The organism is Thiohalocapsa sp. (assembly GCF_022340605.1).
GTDB lineage: Bacteria > Pseudomonadota > Gammaproteobacteria > Chromatiales > Chromatiaceae > Thiohalocapsa.
Genome location: NZ_JAJDNQ010000146.1, coordinates 1 through 16,441 on the forward strand (window position 1 = coordinate 1; position 16,441 = coordinate 16,441).

Consider the following 16,441-nt stretch of genomic DNA (forward strand, 5'->3'; position numbering starts at 1 on the left):
CACCACGATGCCGGACGGGGTGACAGTCCAGTCGCGGCGGTCCGCCTCCGGGTCGAAGCCGATGCGCGTGCCGGGCTCGATGAAGTTGTGCCGGTCGATGATGGCGCGCCTGAGCTTGGCGCCGCGGCCGATGCGGGCGTAGTCCATGATGATGCAGTCATCGATCTCGGCGCCCTCCTCGATGACCGCCTCGCGGCGGACGATGGAGTTTCTGACCCGGGCGTTCTCGATGACGGTGGCCGCGCCCAGCAGGCTGTTGTCGATCTCGCCGCGCAGGACTCGGGCCACCGGCCCCTGGTAGTTGCTGGAGAACACCGGCCACTGCGGGTTGAACATGTCCAGCCGCGGCGCGCCGCCGAGCACGTCCTGATGTGCCTCGAAGTAGGCGTCGATGGTGCCGACGTCGCGCCAGTAGGCCTGTTCTTCATAGGACTTGAGGCCGGGGATGGCGTTGTCCGCGAAGTTGTAGGCATAGACGCAGTGCGCGTCCAGCATGCGTGGCAGCACGTGCTTGCCGAAGTCGGTCTCGCCGTGGCGCTCGGCGTTGCGCAAGGCCCGCACCAGGCAGGCGGCGTTGAAGACATAGTTGCCCGTGGAGGCGTAGACGCGGGTCGGGTCGCCCGGCATGGGCGCGCCGCGGGCTGGCTTCTCCTCGAAGCCGCGGATGCGCCCGTCCGCGTCCGCCGCGATCACGCCGAAGCTGGACGACTGCTCGATGGGCACCGGCAGCGCCGCGACGGTCACCTCCGCCTCCCGCTCCTGGTGAAAGGCGATCATCTGGTTCAGATCCATCCGGTAGACGTGGTCCGCGCCGAGCACCAACACGAGCTCGGGGTGCTGGTGCTCGATGAGCTCGATGTTCTGCCGGACGGCGTCCGCGGTGCCGGAGAACCAGGCCGGGCCGCGCAGCATCTGCGGCGGCACCACGGTGACGAACTGGTCCGGAAACAGGGGCGAGATGGTCCAAGCCTTGCGGATGTGCTCGATCAGCGACTGGGCCTTGTACTGCACCAGAATGTAGATGGTGTAGATGCCGGAGTTGACCAGATTGCTGAGCACGAAGTCCACGATCCGGTAACGGGAGCCGAAGGGTACGGCGGGCTTCGAGCGCTTCTCGGTAAGGGGCATCAACCGTGCGCCCTGGCCACCGGCCATGACCATGGCCATGACCTGGCTGGCGCAACGGATGCCTTTCTGCATTGGCATGATGGAGATCTCCCGGTTGGGTGCGCCGGGGCGAATGGCCGCCGGCGGCTGCCTGCGGGGCGCCGGCGCCTGCGCCGCGCGGCACCCGATACAAGTGACAGGCAAGGACCAGACCCGACCGAGGCGCCGGCTGGCCCCGCGGCGCTGCCGATGGTCGGCGGCCGTCGGCGCGGCGCCGCCGGTGCCTGTCAACCACTCGCGGTGCATTGCAACCGGCATCGATGCCCCGGCTATCGTCCTTCAGCCGACACTGAACGCATCCGCATCGCTGTACTGGATGCCGGGCATGCTTTCTGCTGCATTCGAGACGCCACTCAAGCTCCCGTGGAGACGAGAGCGGGCAAGCAGTCATAGCACGAATACGCGCCCGGTCTGCGAGCACCCTACCACCGGCGCCTATGGGCCGCGGGCGGCGGGAGAACTCGCGCAACCATCCATCGGAGACAGATCTCATGATCAGCGTTCGCCAGACACCGGACTCGAACATCGTCGAGGTGGAGATCACGGACTCCATCACCGCGCAGGAGTTCGACGACGCCCTCGCCGCGCTCAAGGAGGCCATCGGGCAGCACGGCCATATCCGTGTGTTGGAACTGGTGGGCGAATTGGACACCCCGCCCATTCCGTGGAACCGCTTTTGGGCGGACATCAAGTTCGGCTTCGAGCACCTGAGCGACATCACCCACGCCGCCGTCGTCGCCGACCAGGGCTGGATCGCGACCTACGTCAACATGCTCAACCCGCTGTTCAAGGCGGAGTTCAAGCCATTCAAGCACGCCGAATTGGCGGCTGCCCGCGCCTGGCTGGAGCAGGCGGCCTGAGTCGGACGCAACTCGGCGCCCCAAAAACCGTGAAAGCATTCGGTGCAGCAGCTCTTGTGGGAGCGGCACGCTTGGTACCGCGACGGGCGGCAAGACAGCACATGCCACGCTCCAAGTCACTGCCACGCGGTGGGCGCCCCCCAGCCGTCGTCGCGCCACAAGAGGCAGTGGCGCGCCCACGCCGGCGCGCCTGCAGCAGCCGTTCTGGGAGGGCGGATCAGCTCGGCGTATCCCGACGCTGGGCGTCGGTAAGGCGTTGATAGTCGGGTTACGCTATCGCTAACCCGACCTATGATTTGACGGCAGCCCCGAGGACCTGACAGCAAAAGCAATGACCGCACAACACAAGTGGGTCGGCTTCCTGCTGAAAGAATGGCTGCTGCTCGCTGCGCTCTGTGGCTTACTGGTCACATCCATCTACGCCCGGCGGCTGCCCTCCTACTCCAGCCGATGCCAGGCGCTTGCCCACAGCGGGGCTCGACACAGCGCGGGTGCAGTCATGCGGGAGTATCGAGGCCGCCCGTGGCGCTGATCGGTGTCGCCCTGGAGGGCGACACGCCGGCCGACACGCGGGCCACGGGTCGCGATGGCCGGAGTGCCTCCCTCCAGGGAGGCACTTGCTCGCGCCGGACAGCGAACGGTATCGACAATTCCAAGGCCGTGCACCAGGTCCCAACGAGCCTGAGCAGCACCTGCCCCCAGACCAGCCGACACCCGCCAGCCGATGCCTACCAGCCTATGTTCGGACCAGCCTCATCCAGCCCCCTGCCGCGACTGGCCGCGACCGGCCGCGACCGGCCGCCGGCATGCTCGCGGCAGCGTCGAGCATGACTTCGCCCGCCGACGTGGGAGCGCCGTCCCCGGCGCGACGGGCGTCCAATCGCGGCGGGGACGCCGCTCCCACGGGGCCTCGCCACGGGACGGATTCATGATCAAGGCCCTCGCGGCAGCCCTCGCCGTTTTGCCATTGGTCGGCTGTGACGGTCAGGCACCGGGGGCACCCGTGCTCAACTGGTACGTCTTCGACGAGCCCTCCGGCGCCTTCGCCGCGGCCGCCCGGCGCTGCGCCGAGTCCTCGAACGGCGCCTATCGAGTGGCGCTGAAGCCGCTGCCGGCGGACGCCGACCAGCAGCGCGAGCAACTGGTGCGGCGGCTGGCGGCGGGCGACGACGACATCGACATCATCGGCATGGATGTCATCTGGACACCGGAATTCGCGGCCGCGGGCTGGATACTGCCCTGGCCCGAGGCGCAGTCCCAGACCGCACGAGGAGGCCGCATCGCGGCGTCGCTGGCGAGCGCCAGTTATGACGGGCGGCTATGGGCGGCGCCCTTCACCACCAACGCCCAACTGCTCTGGTACCGCACCGACCGGGTGCCGCGCCCGCCACGCACCTGGGACGAGATGATCGACATGGCCGAGGCCCTGGGCGACAACGGCACCATCCAGGCCCAGGGCGAGCGTTACGAGGGACTGACGGTATTCTTCGTCTCGCTGCTGGCCTCCGCCGGCGGCAGCGTGCTCAGCGCCGACGACGAGGCACCCGCGCTGCCGGACGGCCCGACGCGCGAGGCCCTGCGCATCCTGCACCGCCTGGCCACATCGCCCGCCTCGGACCCGGCGCTGGAAGGCGCCCGCGAAGACCAGACGCGGCTCGCCTTCGAGTCCGGCGATTCCAGCTTCATGCTCAACTACACCTACGTCTGGCCCAGCGCCCGCGCCAACGCCCCCGAGGTCGCCCGGCACATGGGCTGGGCGCGCTGGCCGGCGGTGGACGCCGACCACCCGAGCCGCGTCACCATCGGCGGCATCAACCTCGGGGTCGGCGCGTTCTCCGAGCACCCGATACTGGCGCTCGCGGCCGCCGCCTGCATCGCCGGCGCCGACAACCAGCGCCTGGCCGCCGAGCGCGGCGGCCTGCCGCCGACCATTGCCGCGCTCTACGATGAACCGCAAGTGCGCCAGACCTTCCCGTTCGCCGATCTGCTCCGCGACACCCTGCGCGACGCCGTCCAGCGCCCGCAGACACCGCTCTACAACGACGTCTCGCTGGCCATCAGCCGCACACTGCACCCGCTGTCCGGCATCGAGCCGGCGCAGGACGTGCCGCGCCTGCGCGACGCCATCGGCCGCGCGCTGCGCTCGGAGGGCCTGCTGTGAGCCGCCCCCGCGACCCGGCCGAGGAGCGCCTGGGCTGGCTCTTGTGCACCCCCGCCGTGCTGGCCATGCTACTGGTGACCGGTTACCCGATCCTCTACGCCATCTGGCTGTCGCTGTTCCGCTACGACCTGCGCTTTCCGGACCAGCGCGAGTTCGCCGGCCTCGCCAACTACGCCAGCGTGCTGACCTCGGGCGTCTGGTGGCAGGCGCTCGGCAACACGCTCATCATCACCGTCGGCTCCGTGGCCATCGAGCTGGTGCTCGGCATGCTGCTGGCGCTGGTGATGCGCCGGGCGCTGTTCCTGCGCCGCACCGTGCGGGCGTCCGTGCTGGTGCCCTACGCCATCATCACCGTGGTGGCGGCGCTCGCCTGGAAGTTCGCCTTCGACCCCGTCACGGGCTTCGTCAACCCCTGGCTGGGCCTCGAGCAGCCCTGGCTCACTCAGCGCTGGTCCGCCTTCCTGGTGATCATCCTCACCGAGGTCTGGAAGACGACGCCCTTCATGGCGCTGCTGCTGCTCGCCGGCCTGACCCTGGTGCCGCAGGATCTGCTGGACGCGGCGCGGGTCGATGGCGCCAACGCCTGGCAGCGGTTCTTCCGCGTCACCCTGCCGCTGATGCGCAACGCCGTGCTGGTGGCGCTGCTGTTCCGCACCCTGGACGCCTTCCGCATCTTCGACACCGTGTTCGTGCAGACCCGTGGCGCCCAGGGCACGGAGACCGTCTCCGTCGTCGGCTATCACACGCTGGTGACGCGGCTGAACCTGGGGCTCGGCTCGGCGGTGTCGGTGCTGATCTTCCTCTGTGTGCTGGCCATTGCGGCGCTGTTCGTGCGCGGTCTGGGCGCCAGCTTCGCTGCGGAGGACAGGTCATGAGCGGGGAACGGGGCCTGCTGGAGGGGCTGTTCTGGCGCGCCGGCAGCCTCTTAGTCATCGTCTACGCGCTGCTGCCGGTGGCCTGGATCGTGGCGCTGTCGCTGAAGCCGGCGGCGAACCTGAACGACAAGCGCTTCGTGCCGCAGCGCTTCAGCCTGGAGCACTACCGCGCCATCTTCGCCGACGCCCAGTTCCCGGCGGCGCTGTGGAACTCCATCGGCATCGCGGCCATCTCTACCCTGCTCGCGGTGCTGCTCGCCACCTTCGCCGCCTACGCCATCGTGCGGCTGCGCTTCCGCGGGCGCAATCTGGTGCTGGCGGCGGCGCTGTCCATCGCCATGTTCCCGCCGGTGGCCGTGATCGGCCCGCTGTTCGACCTGTGGCGCACGCTGGGCCTGTACGATACGTGGCTTGGACTGATCCTGCCCTACATGACCTTCACGCTGCCGCTGGCCATCTGGACCCTGGCCGCGTTCTTCCGCGAGATCCCCTGGGACCTCGACCAGGCCGCCCGCGTGGACGGTGCGACTCCGTTACAGGCATTCCGCTACGTCATCGTGCCGCTGGCCGCGCCCGGGGTGTTCACGGCGGCCATTCTGGTGTTCATCTTCGCGTGGAATGATTTCCTGTTCGCCGCGGCGCTCACCTCCACCAACGCCGCGCGCACGGTGCCGGCGGCCATCGCCTTCTTTACCGGCAGCTCGCGCTTCGAGCTGCCCACCGGCTCCATCGCCGCCGCGTCGGTCGTCGTCACGGTGCCGGTGACCCTGGTGGTGCTGCTGTTCCAGCGGCGCATCGTCGCCGGGCTCACGGCGGGGGCGGTGAAGGGGTGAGCGCCGGCCTTGTCACAGCTTGGGGCATGGGAAGACGCGGCGGGGAGGCGTGTCACGCGAAGCCGCGAAGACGCGAAGGGGAAGGCGATGGTCGGGTTACGCGATGGCTAACCCGACCTCCCATAGGGGCTACTCCAGGCGCGCGGGCACTGTGGGAGCGCCACTGCCTTGTGTGGCGCGATCACGGCCGCGCGACTGCCTGCCGCTTGGCAGTGACTCGGGGCTTGGTGTGCTGCGTTGCCGCCGGTCGCGGCACCAAGAGTGCCGCTCCCACAAGAGCTGCCGCCGCCGGTCGCGGCACCGAGAGTGCCGCTCCCACGAGCGGCTGCTGCCGTGAAGCGCATTGCCGTACGGGACATGCAGTCTTGATGAGTCTGGAAAAGAAGGAAGACGCGAAGCGGCAAGAAAGAGTGTCACGCGAAGCCGCGAAGACGCGAAGGGAAAGACGCGAATGGTGGACGCCGCTGCGCTTGTCCGCACTTCGCACTTCGCACTTCGCACTTCGCACTTCGCACTTCGCACTTCGCACTTCGCACTTCGCACTTCGCACTTCGCACTTCGCACTTCGCACTTCGCACTTCGCACTTCGCCTTGAAAACAATGGCCGAAATCGCCCTTGAGAACATCACCAAACGCTACGCGGACGGCACCGAGGCGCTGCGGCCCACGAGCCTGACCATCGCCGACGGCGAACTGTTCGTGCTGGTGGGGCCGTCGGGCTGCGGCAAGTCCACGCTGCTCAAGCTGATCGTCGGGCTGGAGCGGCCATCGGACGGCGCGATCCGGGTGGGCGGCCAGGACGTTACTCAACGCGATCCCAAGGACCGGAACATGGCCATGGTGTTCCAGAGCTACGCGCTGTATCCACACATGACCGTGCGCGAGAACATGGCCTTTCCGCTCCGGCTCGCGAAGCTCCCCGCGCCGGACATCGACGCCCGTGTCGAGCAGGTCGCCGCGCTGCTGGAGCTGGACGGGCTGCTGGAGCGCCGGCCCGCGGCGCTGTCCGGCGGCCAGCGCCAGCGCGTGGCCATGGGCCGTGCCATCGTGCGCAAGCCGGCGGTGTTCCTGCTGGACGAGCCGCTGTCCAACCTGGACGCCAAGCTGCGGGGGCAGATGCGCAACGAGCTGGCGCGCCTGCAACGGCAGCTGCGCACGACCACGATCTACGTCACGCACGACCAGACCGAGGCCATGACCCTCGGCCAGCGCATCGCCGTGCTGCGCGGCGGCGCAGTCCAGCAGGTGGGCAGCCCACGGGAGCTCTACCAGCGACCCGCCAACCTGTTCGTCGCCCGCTTCGTCGGCTCGCCCGCCATGAACCTGCTGCCGGCGCGCATCGACGGCGAACGGCTGATGCTGCCGATGGCGGAGCTGCCGCTGCCCGAGCCGCTGCGCGGTTTGGTGCCGCAAGGCACCCGGGAAGTCATCGCCGGCATCCGCCCGGAGCACATCGGCGATGCAGATGGCCCGGCCGGCAGCGGCGGCGTCACCTTTCACGTCCGCCCCGAGCTGGTGGAATGGCTCGGTGCCGACGTGCATGTGCACTTCGACGTCGAGGCGCCGGGCTCCGGGGGGCTCGGCGCGCTCCAGCGCGAGCTGGATCTCGGCGCAGAGCATGGCGATCGGCTGCGCCTCATTGCCCGCGTCGGCGCCAACACCCCGGCACGCGAGGGCGAGGACATGGCCCTCACCCTCGACCCGGCCGGGCTGCTGCTGTTCGACACCACCACCGGCGAGCGGCTTGGCGCTCACGCCGCCTGAAGGACGCGGCAACCTGGAAGCGGTGGTCGGAGACTCTCCGGGGTGCGTCCCGCGTTGTGTCCATTGAGGGCACAGCGAGGCGGAACCGCTTTCTATTCCAACGCATCGCGGCACCGGGAGTGCCAGTCCCACGGGCGCCGATCGCGGCACCAAGCGTGCCGCTCCCACATGCCATCGGGCCGTCGCGGGCCGCACCCGGGTGGTGAGCGTCGAGTTGGCGTAGGTCGGGCCGACGCAGGAGGACCGACGATCAAGCGGTTACGTGGAGCGCCTTGTCGGGCTTCGTCCCTCAGCCCGACCGACACGGGCTTTCTTCACGAGTTGCGAGCCTCACGGTTCCAGATCCGGCCCTCTGCAGGGACCTTGCGCATCCGGCACCCGCGCGATGCCGTCGGGCGGCCGGACCGTTGGCAGGTTGGCGCCGCTGGACGATGCTCAATGGGTCCACGCTGGCGGTGGTGCAGGGCCACCGGCGGGAGGGGCAAATCCACCGCTTGGCAACGCGGCATCGGCGATAATCCCGGCGCCGGCTGCCGGCATCCGGATTGCAACGCTTAGGGCTCCGCTCGGCAGCCGGACCCGGGCCGGGACTCAGATGACGCTGGTGTCGCCACGCAGGCGTCTGCGCAGCCCGACGAGGACCATCTGTCCCAGCACCACCACGGCAACCCCAACGCCGACCCAGCCCAAGTTTGCCTGAAACAGAGACTCGCCCAGCAGCACCAGCCCGGCCGCCACCAGGACCTCGACGGGCAAGCCGAAGACCATGTAGGGCAGGAAGCGGGCACCGCCCAGGGCCAAGAGCCAGCTCTGCATCAGCACCGGCAGGGGTGAGGCCCGCAGCAGCACGATGGCGCGCCACTGCGCACCGTCCGGCAGGTGCGGCAACGGGTAGCCGCGCCTGCGCAACAGCCGCTCCACCGGATGCGCCAGTACCCGCGCCACCCAGTAGGCGAGGGCCGTGTTCAGGGACATGCAGCCCCAGGCCACGGCAAGGGACAGCGCCGGTGTCGGGAACACGGCGCCGACGGTCAGATAGAACAGCGAGATCGGGAAACCAAATGCCGGCAACAGCACAAAAGCCAGCACGAAGGCCCAGGCCGGGATGCTGCGCAGCCATGCCTCCAGGTGCTCTACCGGCAGCCCGGCCTGCGGGCCGGCGAGGGCGATGCTGGAGGCCGTGGCGGCGGCGCAGGCCAGCAGCGCCATCAGGTAGGGCGCTGGCGTCGGCGGACGATGGGCACGAGGTGCCCCTCTCGTGGACGATTGTTGCATGGTGCATCCACTCGTGCCGGCAACCCGGCGAAACAAGCTTGTGTTTAGCGTGCCCGCGGATGGCGGCGGCGCGATGAGCACCGGCGGCCGCGCGACGGACCGTGCAGGATAGCGAAGTGCGCGCAGGCATGCTGGCACGATTGCGGCATCTGCTCGGCCGGGCGCGCACCGCCGCCGGCCTGCTGCGCAAGCCGCAGGTGGCGGGGCGCTGGTACCGCGGCATGAGTTACGTCTGGCACCTGCTGGTGTGGTCGCGCATCGCGGCCGGCCGCGTCGGCGCCCTGCCCATCGAGCTGCCCGCCGGCATGCTGCACGGCAAGGGCATCAGGCTACCGCCACCACGCCTGGATGCCACCGGCCACCCGGATGCGCGGCCACTCGGCGACGGCTTCGCCGAGGTCTACGCGCTCTTGTTCGCCAACCTGCAACGGGCCGACCTGCTCTCCTCGGGCCGCCACGCCATCCCCGGCCCGGCGTTCCGCGGCGTGTATCTGTGGGACTCCGCCTTCATCGCGCAGGTCTGGGCGTGGTGGGACGCGGCCGTCGCCGCCGACGTGCTGAGCGCGGTGGTGGAACTGCGCGACGGCGACCGTCTGCAGCACGTGGTGACGGAGTTCCACGCGTCTCCCTACACCCAGCCACCGCTCATCGCCTGGTCGCTGGAGCGGCTCGCGCGGCAGTTGCCGGGGGCCGAGGCACGCGCGCTGGCGGCGCGCCACTTCGAGCCGCTGTGCGCCTATCAGCGCTGGCTGGACGCGCACCGGCGCCTCGACGACGGCCTGTACGCCTGGGCGCACCCCTACGAGTCCGGCGTGGAGAACGCGCCGCGCTTCAGCAACACCGATGAGAGCGCGCTGCGCAACACCGCCGCCATCGCCGCGGTGGACTTCAGCAGCTACGTGGTGCTGCAGCAGGAGGCCCTGGCCGCGCTCGCCGCGCGCATCGGCCACGACGAGGCCGCTGCGAGCTACGGCGCCGCGGCAGCGGCGCTGCGCCGGCGCATCGACACGCGGCTTTGGGATCGCACGGACGGCCTCTACTACGACCGCGACGCCGCCGGCAGCCCGGTGCGGGTGGCCACCATCGCCTCGCTGATGCCGCTCTGGGCCGGCGTGCCGGATGCCGGGCGCGCGCGGGCGCTGGTGGAGCGCATCATGGCCCCGGACGGCTTCGGCACCCTGATGCCGTTGCCGTCGGTGGCCCGCGGCGACCCGCACTTCGAGCGCGACATGTGGCGCGGACCGGTGTGGCTCAACACCGCCTACGGGGTCATCCAGGGTCTGCTGCGCTATGGCTACGCGTGGCACGCCGCCGAGTTGGCCTGGCGGCTCTGCACCGGCGTCTACCGCGTGTTCGACCGGGAGCGGCGCATCTACGAGTTCTACGACCCGGATGCGCACCACACCCGCCACCTGCGCCGTAAGCGGGGCAACCGCTGGAAGGCGCTCACGCTGGGCACCAGGCCGCAGACGGACTTCGTCGGCTGGACCGGGCTCGCCAACAACCTGCTGCTTGAAGTCGTTCTGGGCCTGAGCCCGAATCCCGCGTGCATGACACTCGAGCCGCGCCTGCCGGCGGCCGCGGCGGGCTTGCAGCTCAGGCTCACGCTGCCCCGGCGGCGCCTGCGGCTCGCGCTCGCGGCAATCGACGCGGAGCACCTCGAAGGCAGCGTCACCCGCGGCGGCCGCAGCGCCTCATTCAGCGCCGCCAACGGCCGGCGGATCGATCTCGATGCCGTCCTCAACGGAGTCAACACGGGCACAACGCCATGCGCATCTGCGACCTGACCCTGGCTTACACCGAAACCAGCGGCGGTATCCGCACCTACATCGACCAGAAGCGCCGCTATATCGCCGAGCACACCGACCACGAGCACGTGCTCATCGTGCCCGGCGAGCGCGACGGCGCCGCCCGCGACGGTCGGCTCACCAAGATCGAGATCCAGAGCCCGGTCATCCCCGGCTGCCGGCCCTATCGATTTTTCTGGCAGCCGGCCAAGGTGCGCGAGGCGCTCAAGCGCAGCGCGCCGGATATCGTGGAGCTGGGCAGCTTCTTTGTCTCGCCCTGGGCGGCCTTCCGCTACCGCGACGACTGCCGGGCGGTGGCGCGGCCCTGCCTGGTGTCGGCGTACTTCCACACCGACGTCGCCGAGGCCTATGTGGGCGCGCCGCTGCGGCACTTCCTGGCCGAGGGCATCGAGGAGATCAGCGACACCCTCGCCGGCTGGGGGCACAAGCTGACGGACGCCATCGAGAGCGGCGCCGAGGCCACCTTCGGCCAGATCTTCCGCCGCTGCGACCTGACCTTCGCCGCCACCGAGACGCAGGCGGCGCGCATCCGCGAATACGGCGTAGAGGGCACGCGCATCGTGCCGCTCGGCGTGGACCTGAGCCTGTTCTCGCCGCAGCGCCGCAGCAACGAATGGCGACGCCAGCACGGCATCGGCGACGAGGACCTGCTGCTCATCTACTGCGGGCGGCTGGACACCGAGAAGGACGTGATGATGCTGGTGGACGCCTTCACCCGCCTGATGCTCAGCGAGGAGTGCACCCACCCGGGCCGACGCAGCCTCTGCCACCTGATGCTGTTGGGCGAAGGGCCGCTGCACACGCAGCTCGACCGCCGCGCCGAGCAGATCCCGCGGCTGCACGTGCGCGGCTACGAGCGCGATCGCGCCGCCTACGCCACCGCGCTCGCATCCTCCGACATCTACGTCACCGCCGGGCCGCACGAGACCTTCGGCCTCGCCGTGGTGGAGGCGCAGGCATCCGGCCTGGCCGTGGTAGGCGTGGACGCCGGTGCGCTGCGCGAGCGGATCGCGCCCGCCATCGGTCGCCTCGGACCGGTGGGCGACGCCGAGGCGTTCGCCGCCAATATCCGGCAGGTGGCGCCACAGCGGGATGCCATGGGCACGGCGGCACGCGCGCACGTGCTGGCCACCGGCTATGGCTGGGAGCGGACCTTCGAGCTGCTGCTCGGCATCTATGCCGACGCGCTCGCGCGCGTCCAGCCGATGGCCGTGGATGGCTAGTGCACCAGTGCACAAGTCCCGAGACCGCTTCAGGTCGTTGTCGTTGTCGTGATCTCAACCGTCCGGATAGTCGACCACGACCACGACCACGACCACGAGGGAGCCCGGTCTCGGAATTTCCGCAGCGACGCACTGGTGCAGCAGCACGAGATCCCCGGAGCTGCACTTGGGGGGGCGCCGACGTCGGTCGGCAGCTGCGAACATCCCCACCCGCCCGGCGGGCGTCAATCCCCCTGAAGCAGCTGGCCGGTGATCGCAGACGCCGGAGCGGCCCACGGGCCCTGCTTTGCCAGCCCGCCGCCTGCCGGTAACATGCGGCACCGGCCGCCGGCGAAGCGGTCATCGGCACGGGGACGCACCGCATGTTTCTCGACTATTTCGCGCTCGCAATGCTGTTCTTTGTTGGCATCACGCTGTTCTATGGGCTCATCGCCATCCACGACATTCCCTACGAGATCGCCAGGCACCGTAACCACCCGCAGCAGGACGCCATTCACGTGGCGGGCTGGATCAGCCTGTTCACGTTGCATGCCATCTGGCCCTTCTTGTGGATCTGGGCGACGCTCTACCGCGAGGACCGCGGCTGGGGCTTTCAGCGCACGGTGGAGCAGGCCGAGCACGACCTCAGCGGCATCCACAAGGACCTCGCGGCACTGAACCGCCGGCTGGCGCACCTGGAGCAGTCCGCGCCGGGGGCGGCGTCGGTACCGGCCGGCGCGGCCGGACCCAAGCCCAAGCCTACGACTGCCCACGACAATCCGTTCAGTGCATCCGGGACTGCCGGCGCCGGTGCAGGAGCGGGCGCAGGCCCCGCGGCGGAACGCACCGGCAACCACAACTGAGGCGCACGCGATGGACTTGTTGCTGATCCTGACCTACGCGGCGCTGTGCATCGCCGTGTTCAAGATCTTCCGCATCCCGCTCAACAAGTGGACGGTGCCCACGGCCGTGCTGGGCGGCGTGGTGCTCATCGGCGCACTGCTGCTGCTGATGAACTACAACCACCCGTTCTCCGAGAGCTTCCGCAAGTACTACGTCACCACGCCCATCATCCCGGAGGTGCGCGGGCGCGTGGTGGAGGTGCCGGTCAAGCAGAACACGCCCATCAAGCAGGGCGACTTGCTGTTCAAGATCGACCCGGCGCCCTTTGAGGACGAGGTTGCGTCCCTGCAGGCGCGCCTGGCGGCCGCCGAGAAGGACCTCGCCCGCGCCGAGGAGCTCTACGCAAAGCAATCGGGGTCCGAGCGCATGGTGGACCAGACCCGCGCCGACGTGGACGACCTGCGCGCCAAGCTCTCCGACGCCCGCTTCGACCTGGCGCAGACCACCGTCACGGCGCCCTCGGACGGCACGGTGACACAACTGGCACTGCGCCCCGGCATGATGGCGCTGCCCTTTACGCCAAGCCCGGTGATGACCTTCGTGCACAAGGACGACGCGCTCTTCGTGGGCTGGTTCCGGCAGGAATACCTGGAACGCCTCACGCCCGGCAGCGCCGCGGAGGTCATCTTCGACGGCATCCCGGGGCGCATCTTCCAGGCCAGGGTGGACACGGTATTCCCGGTCATCGCCGAGGGGCAGGTGAAACCGTCGGCGGACTTCATCGCCTACGGCAACGTAAGGCAACCCGGCCGCGTCGCCGTCTCGATCGAGGTGACGGACCCGGACTTTGCACCCTTTGCCGCCGAGCTGCCCGGTGGCGCCTACGGCCAGGCGGCCGTGTACACCGAGCACTTCCATCACGTCGGCATCATGCGCAAGGTGCTGCTGCGCATGGCGAGCTGGATGAACTTCGTGTTTCCGTTGCACTGAGCTAAGGCGATTGCTGTCAACAAACAGACCGCCTGGCTTGTCTTCTCGCCCGCCTTCTTTGTCGCGGCAACGCGCACATAGAACGACTACGCGCACGCTGCCGCTTCGCGAAGCCGAACGAGAATCCTGCGCCACTCGGTATGGTTGTTTCCGGCTATCGCCTAAGCCAACACGCCCACCTGCCGCAGCCGCAGGCGAACCGGACCCTTGGCCGTGTCCGGGTCGACCGGCCGGCCCTGTTGAGTAATGTCGATGCGCCCGGCGCGCTGAAGTCGGCGGGCGGCCATGCGCACCGGCTCCATCAGCACCCGCCAGTCGCCATCGGCGGCCAGCCTGCGCGCAACCTCGCTGGGGCAGATGCTGGCCTCCGCGGCGCGCTGCTCCAGCAGATCCAGGATGATCTGCTCGATGTGCCGATCACGTGCGCTGAGCCCGCGCTTGCGGCAGGCATCGGAACAGTAGTTGACGCTTTCCGCGTCTCGCGTCCATTTGCGGTGCCAGGCGATGCTGCGGCCGCAGACGGCGCAGACGCGTTCTATGTGTATCATTGGCCTGTCCCTTGCTTGCATTTCGACTGGTCTAGCTCTGTAAGTGCGGGGCTTCTGCGGGGAGGCAACAAGGAAGAAGGGCCGAGGGGCATCGAAGCGCAGGGGTAGAGTCAACGCAAAGCGAGGTCCGCCGCCCGCGCTGCACCTCTACCTCTGCATGCTTGCACGCCCAGTCGCGGCGGGGACGCCGCTCCCACGGCACTCTGCGCTGCGAAACTCGGTCCACCCCTTGCGGGATTTCCACCAACCCCAATATCCGCGGGTCATTTGCACCGCCAAACCGAGGTGAGCATGGACAAGAAGACGATCGACAAGCCAGGCTTCGGCGGCCGCGGCGAGTTCCTGGTGCTGATCCAGTTCGCGCTGATGATCGGCTTCGCGCTGCTGCCGGTTTGGCACCCGGGGCTCGGCGCGGACACGATGGCGGCGAGCGCCACCCTGCGCACCTGGCTCGCCGTGCCCTTCGCCCTCGTCGCGCTCGTCTTCGGCGCCTTTGGCTCCGTGCACATCCGCGACTACCTGACGCCGCTGCCCTACCCGGTGGACCACAACGAACTGGTACAACACGGCGTCTACGCCATCGTGCGGCATCCGCTGTACGCGAGCCTGCTGTTCGCCGGCGCCGCCTGGACGGTCTACAACTTGAGCCTCTCACACCTCATGGCGCTTTGCGTCGCCTTCGTGTTCTTCGATTACAAGGCCACGAAAGAGGAAGGATGGCTGATGGAGCGACATCCCGAGTACGCGGATTACGCCCGCCGCGCGAAACGATTCATTCCCTGGGTGTACTAGCGCCAACAAACGCCGCGTCCTCGGGAGGGCGCGGGGGAACACACGCCTGACCCGCTCGATTGACGTGTGTCATTGTTCGGCCGGCGCAACTGCGTCGCCCGGCATCCGGGAATTATCCCGCGCCTCAGCGCTTGGAAAGCACCACCTTATTCATCAGCTGGATTGCGAAAAGGTCAACCATTGCGACTGCATCCATTCCCCTGTCATTGATGCCGCGCTAGGGTCACATCGCCGGCCATCAGCCCGACGGCACAGATCGTCGATACGGTTGAGACGCTGCCGGCTGGTCGAATCCCTGACATTAGCAAAGATATCCCCGGGACTACCGTCAACCCAACTGCGCGCCCGCGCATCGAGTCGGTGAATGGCGATGGCCCGACAAGCGGTCATCCGTCTCCCGCAACGGGCCGAAGCAACGGATTGGCGGCCCTTCTCTTTCCGTTCGGTCACTCCTCGCGTGCATTGCCGCTGAGCGGCACGTGCACGTGCCAGTACGCGTTTTCCGACATCCCGTGCCGCGGCAGCGCCAGGCGGGCATAGTCTCAGACTAATTCAGTTGGCCGAACCTGAATCGCCCCGCGCAATCTATCAGTCGAAATACTGATATCACGATCACAATAAGCCGCAGACTGATTATGCTTCCCCCTATCCGGTAATGAGAGAAGCTGACCGTACACACTCATTAATAGCCCGGATGGCGCTCCTAGTAATCACTTCAGCACATGCTGGAAACTTTGCCCTATATATTCAGTGCCCGCCTTCGTAGAGAATTACTTCCGCAGATGCACAAGACATCGCACCGCCGCCAGGCGAAATACAAGTCAAATGCAGCGCATCCTGCATCATGACAACATCGCACAAGGATGCACGGACCGGGGACATAAGCAAATCCGAGAATATTACAAGCGATCGCCCAACCACTGGCTCGGTTCACCCGATCAACGTGAATCGAGCTGACATGACCCTACGGCTTCTCTCAAACAAAGTGGCGACGCAACACGACAACTCGGAAACAGCCGTACTGGACGCGAGAAATTGTCATCTTGGGACCGAGCGGTCCTGGGGGGCAAGAGCGCCTGCACTCCCGCAGGCATAAGTTGTACGAAACTCGCAAACCCCGATGAGGAGTTACGACATGAAGCGTATCATCCCCGTGCTCGGCACATCTATGCTGTTCGCCTTCGCCATTGGCGCCCAGGCCGAGCAGGCGCTGACCGGTGGGCAGATGGATGTTATCACTGCCGGCCACGACTATACCCAAGATCCCTACCAAGGCGACAAGGGCGATCCCAAGGAAGGCGATTCGAGCCTGTATCTCACCAT

14 protein-coding genes are annotated in these 16,441 nt (G+C 68.2%); 11 read left to right on the forward strand and 3 right to left on the reverse strand.

The features are described 5' to 3' along the window. A partial coding sequence (locus LJE69_RS18205; RefSeq protein WP_296927463.1) for a glucose-1-phosphate adenylyltransferase occupies positions 1-1,206 on the reverse strand: 1,206 nt, incomplete at its 3' end. 452 nt (positions 1,207-1,658) lie between these two features. Here LJE69_RS18205 and LJE69_RS18210 point away from each other — a divergent pair. From LJE69_RS18210 to LJE69_RS18230, 5 genes are all read left to right on the forward strand, one after another. After that, entirely contained in the window at positions 1,659-2,027 is a 369-nt protein-coding gene (locus LJE69_RS18210; RefSeq protein WP_296927464.1) for an STAS/SEC14 domain-containing protein, read from the forward strand. Positions 2,028-2,955: 928 nt separating this feature from the next. Further along, on the forward strand, positions 2,956-4,188 hold the full coding sequence (locus LJE69_RS18215) for an ABC transporter substrate-binding protein (RefSeq protein WP_296927465.1): 1,233 nt from the start codon (positions 2,956-2,958) through the stop codon (positions 4,186-4,188). Continuing rightward, positions 4,185-5,063, forward strand: a complete 879-nt coding sequence (locus LJE69_RS18220) for a carbohydrate ABC transporter permease (protein WP_296927466.1) — start codon at positions 4,185-4,187, stop codon at positions 5,061-5,063. The genes LJE69_RS18215 and LJE69_RS18220 overlap by 4 nt, the downstream gene beginning before the upstream one ends. Beyond that, positions 5,060-5,896, forward strand: a complete 837-nt coding sequence (locus tag LJE69_RS18225; protein WP_296927468.1) for a carbohydrate ABC transporter permease — start codon at positions 5,060-5,062, stop codon at positions 5,894-5,896. The genes LJE69_RS18220 and LJE69_RS18225 overlap by 4 nt, the downstream gene beginning before the upstream one ends. 600 nt (positions 5,897-6,496) lie before the next feature. Continuing rightward, positions 6,497-7,660 (forward strand): ABC transporter ATP-binding protein, encoded by a 1,164-nt coding sequence (locus LJE69_RS18230; RefSeq protein ID WP_296927469.1) that lies wholly within the window; start codon positions 6,497-6,499, stop codon positions 7,658-7,660. 591 nt (positions 7,661-8,251) lie between these two features. Here the strand turns inward: LJE69_RS18230 and LJE69_RS18235 are convergent. Further along, on the reverse strand, positions 8,252-8,935 hold the full coding sequence (locus LJE69_RS18235) for a hypothetical protein (RefSeq protein WP_296927470.1): 684 nt from the start codon (positions 8,933-8,935) through the stop codon (positions 8,252-8,254). A gap of 128 nt (positions 8,936-9,063) precedes the next feature. On the opposite strand from LJE69_RS18235, the gene LJE69_RS18240 reads away from it, so the two are divergent. From LJE69_RS18240 to LJE69_RS18255, 4 genes are all read left to right on the forward strand, one after another. Beyond that, a complete protein-coding gene (locus LJE69_RS18240) occupies positions 9,064-10,722 on the forward strand; it encodes a trehalase family glycosidase (protein WP_296927471.1) in 1,659 nt (552 codons plus the stop codon). Beyond that, a complete protein-coding gene (locus LJE69_RS18245) occupies positions 10,704-11,966 on the forward strand; it encodes a glycosyltransferase (RefSeq protein WP_296927472.1) in 1,263 nt (420 codons plus the stop codon). Before LJE69_RS18240 ends, LJE69_RS18245 begins: the two co-directional genes overlap by 19 nt. A 362-nt stretch (positions 11,967-12,328) precedes the next feature. Beyond that, on the forward strand, positions 12,329-12,808 hold the full coding sequence (locus LJE69_RS21040; RefSeq protein ID WP_367114711.1) for a DUF3302 domain-containing protein: 480 nt from the start codon (positions 12,329-12,331) through the stop codon (positions 12,806-12,808). 10 nt (positions 12,809-12,818) lie between these two features. Further along, positions 12,819-13,778 carry an HlyD family secretion protein gene (locus LJE69_RS18255; RefSeq protein WP_296927473.1) on the forward strand — a complete coding sequence of 320 codons (960 nt, stop codon included), beginning with the start codon at positions 12,819-12,821 and terminating at the stop codon, positions 13,776-13,778. 161 nt (positions 13,779-13,939) lie between these two features. On the opposite strand, the gene LJE69_RS18260 is transcribed toward LJE69_RS18255, so the two are convergent. After that, positions 13,940-14,326, reverse strand: a complete 387-nt coding sequence (locus tag LJE69_RS18260) for a DUF3253 domain-containing protein (protein ID WP_296927474.1) — start codon at positions 14,324-14,326, stop codon at positions 13,940-13,942. A 291-nt stretch (positions 14,327-14,617) separates the two neighbouring features. Between LJE69_RS18260 and LJE69_RS18265 the strand changes: the two genes are divergently transcribed. Both LJE69_RS18265 and LJE69_RS18270 read left to right on the forward strand, forming a co-directional pair. Next, positions 14,618-15,118, forward strand: a complete 501-nt coding sequence (locus LJE69_RS18265) for an isoprenylcysteine carboxylmethyltransferase family protein (RefSeq protein ID WP_296927475.1) — start codon at positions 14,618-14,620, stop codon at positions 15,116-15,118. Between the two features lie 1,135 nt (positions 15,119-16,253). After that, a partial coding sequence (locus LJE69_RS18270) for a hypothetical protein (protein ID WP_296927476.1) occupies positions 16,254-16,441 on the forward strand: 188 nt, incomplete at its 3' end.

Excerpts from the sequence above, each read along its gene's own strand:
- LJE69_RS18210 (WP_296927464.1), top strand. The coding sequence starts at position 1,659 with ATGATCAGCGTTCGCCAGACACCGGACTCGAACATCGTCGAGGTGGAG.
- LJE69_RS18215 (WP_296927465.1), top strand. The coding sequence starts at position 2,956 with ATGATCAAGGCCCTCGCGGCAGCCCTCGCCGTTTTGCCATTGGTCGGC.
- LJE69_RS18225 (WP_296927468.1), top strand. The coding sequence starts at position 5,060 with ATGAGCGGGGAACGGGGCCTGCTGGAGGGGCTGTTCTGGCGCGCCGGC.
- LJE69_RS18230 (WP_296927469.1), top strand. The coding sequence starts at position 6,497 with ATGGCCGAAATCGCCCTTGAGAACATCACCAAACGCTACGCGGACGGC.
- LJE69_RS18235 (WP_296927470.1), bottom strand. The coding sequence starts at position 8,935 with ATGCAACAATCGTCCACGAGAGGGGCACCTCGTGCCCATCGTCCGCCG.
- LJE69_RS18240 (WP_296927471.1), top strand. The coding sequence starts at position 9,064 with ATGCTGGCACGATTGCGGCATCTGCTCGGCCGGGCGCGCACCGCCGCC.
- LJE69_RS18245 (WP_296927472.1), top strand. The coding sequence starts at position 10,704 with ATGCGCATCTGCGACCTGACCCTGGCTTACACCGAAACCAGCGGCGGT.
- LJE69_RS21040 (WP_367114711.1), top strand. The coding sequence starts at position 12,329 with ATGTTTCTCGACTATTTCGCGCTCGCAATGCTGTTCTTTGTTGGCATC.
- LJE69_RS18255 (WP_296927473.1), top strand. The coding sequence starts at position 12,819 with ATGGACTTGTTGCTGATCCTGACCTACGCGGCGCTGTGCATCGCCGTG.
- LJE69_RS18260 (WP_296927474.1), bottom strand. The coding sequence starts at position 14,326 with ATGATACACATAGAACGCGTCTGCGCCGTCTGCGGCCGCAGCATCGCC.
- LJE69_RS18265 (WP_296927475.1), top strand. The coding sequence starts at position 14,618 with ATGGACAAGAAGACGATCGACAAGCCAGGCTTCGGCGGCCGCGGCGAG.